The sequence below is a fragment of the Rhodoferax sp. genome, assembly GCF_037143375.1.
Taxonomy (GTDB): Bacteria; Pseudomonadota; Gammaproteobacteria; order Burkholderiales; family Burkholderiaceae_C; genus Rhodoferax.
In genome coordinates this window covers 1-2182 of sequence record NZ_JBAWYV010000288.1, presented here as the reverse complement: position 1 = coordinate 2182, position 2182 = coordinate 1, and the positions used below count along the sequence as shown (strand labels likewise).

Here is a 2182-nt window from a genome sequence, read left to right as displayed (position 1 = left end):
CCCAACATGTTTTTACCAGCAATTGGAAGCCTCTCTTTAACGGCGAGGGAACGGGAAATTTGACCCTTTCTAGCCTAATTGCTGCGCCAAAAGCTGTCACCACCGGCACCTTCGCCCTAGGTGCAGCCAATTACGTAGGTGCGGCTTCAACCTGTACCCCGGCTGCTCCTTGCTGGAGCTATGGCGGCAAAACCTATGCAAGCGCTATTGCTGTTGCTGCCATCAATGGGGTGGCTGGGAATTACACAACTGCGGGTGATTTAATCGCTGGTTCGGCGCAGTCAGGCATGGCAGCGGCGATTGCCAGCAAACTGGCCACCATCCCTGAGAGTGAGCTGAGTCTGATTCGGAAAAAAGGCGGCGCCCGAATGGACAAGACCATCACCGACAACTGGAAAGGCTATGCCAGCTACACCCAGGAAGCGCGAACCGGTGCCCGGCCCTTTGCGATGAATGAAAATAATAATTCGATCGATATTGCAGAGCCGATTGACTACACCACCCATGAATTTTTGGGGGGTATGCAGTACGCCGATGCTTTGACCCAGGCCAATGTGCGCGCCTCCATGTCGCTGTTCAGGAACAACATCAGCACACTCAATGTGCAGTACCCATTTTTGACGGCTGCAACAACCGTTGGTGGTATTCAGACTGCTACCTATGACCTGTATCCGGACAACAATGCGTTCAACCTGAAGGGTGAGTTTGCACGTTCGTTACCTGACTTTTACAAAGGCCGCTTCAACGCTGCCGTGTCGTGGGGAACCAGTCAGCAAGATGATGCTTTGCTGGCGCCACTTTCTCCGATGCAACTGGCCGATTTACAAAGAAATGGTATTAGCCAGTTTGGTAATGGCATATCTGCAGGCCAACCCAACCCTGGTTATGCCACGGGTACTTCGCTCGTCTCCAACTGGAGCGGGGTCAATGCACTGAGTCAGCAAACTTCCAAACAGCGCATAGACACCACTTTACTGGATCTGGGCCTGGCCGTTAAACCCACCGATGCACTGGGCATGAAGGGGTCTTTCCGTTTCTATGACACGGCCAATAAAGGCGGCTACATGGCCTACAACCCCCTGACCGGCCAGTTTGGCCGTGGCATAGTGGATGCGGGTGGTACGGTGGGTGATTTGATCGTCGGTTTGAAGCCCGGTGCCACGCCTGGGATTGCAGGAAATAATTGTTATATTCCAGCTGGCTACCCTGCGGTTCCAGGTTGCACTTTTGGTGTGACAACCAATGGGGCTACCAGCGTTGCCAACGGCGCCAATATCCCTGTCTACGGTCAGGCACGCTCCACCCAGCAGATGAACTATGGCCTGTCTGCCGACTACGACCTGACCCGCACCAGCAGCGTCAATGCGGCCCTGGAGCGTGAGGACTTTACGCGCACCTTCCGGGAGCGCGACAAGACCTGGGAGGACAAGCTGAAACTTGGTTACGTCAATCGCGGCCTGGGCAACGCGACTTTGCGCACCTCCTTCGAGACCGACCGCAAACGGGGCAGTGATTACAACTACCGGACCTTTGCAGACTTGGGTACAGCGCTACCCGGCCTGGACCCGGCAACCCAGATTCGTTTGGCGGGCACACTTGGCTATACAGCCTTTAGCCCGGCTAACGGAACGGTGGCAAACAATGCCAATCTTTTCAATCGCTACTCCTACTACTTCCGTAAGTATGATCAAGCCGACCGTGATCAGAACATCTTCAACGCCCGCCTGAACTTTCAGGCCCGCGAAGACCTGGACCTGGGTGTAACCTTGCAAACCAAGGACATCAAGTACCCCGATTCGTTCTACGGCATGGACAAAGACAAGCAGGACTCCCTGAGTCTGGAGCTGAACTACCAGCCCTCCTCCGGTAAAAACCTTTACGCCTTCTATTCCTACCAGCAGGGCCAGCGGGCGATGAAGATGAACTCGGGCGTCGCGTTGGCCACAGTTGTCAACACGTGTACGGCGGCTAACCTTGCCTTGTACGGCTACTCAGCCTGCTCTGACAACGTCAACGGCATCGGTGGTTCGCGCCCGGCCTCAGACGCTTGGTCGATGAGCACCGATGACCACAATGATGTGTTGGGTTTGGGTTTCCAGAGTGCGGTGGGCAACATGCAGTTCGGTATTGACTACACCTACTCCAGCAGTTCAACCGCCATCAGCTACAACTACGGCAGCAC

At 55.1% G+C, this 2182-nt stretch carries 1 protein-coding gene; it reads left to right on the top strand.

Annotation, left to right across the window (positions count from 1 at the left end; genetic code table 11):
- Positions 1-59: 59 nt before the first annotated feature.
- A partial coding sequence (locus WCG50_RS19095; protein WP_336901177.1) for an MtrB/PioB family outer membrane beta-barrel protein occupies positions 60-2182 on the top strand: 2123 nt, incomplete at its 3' end.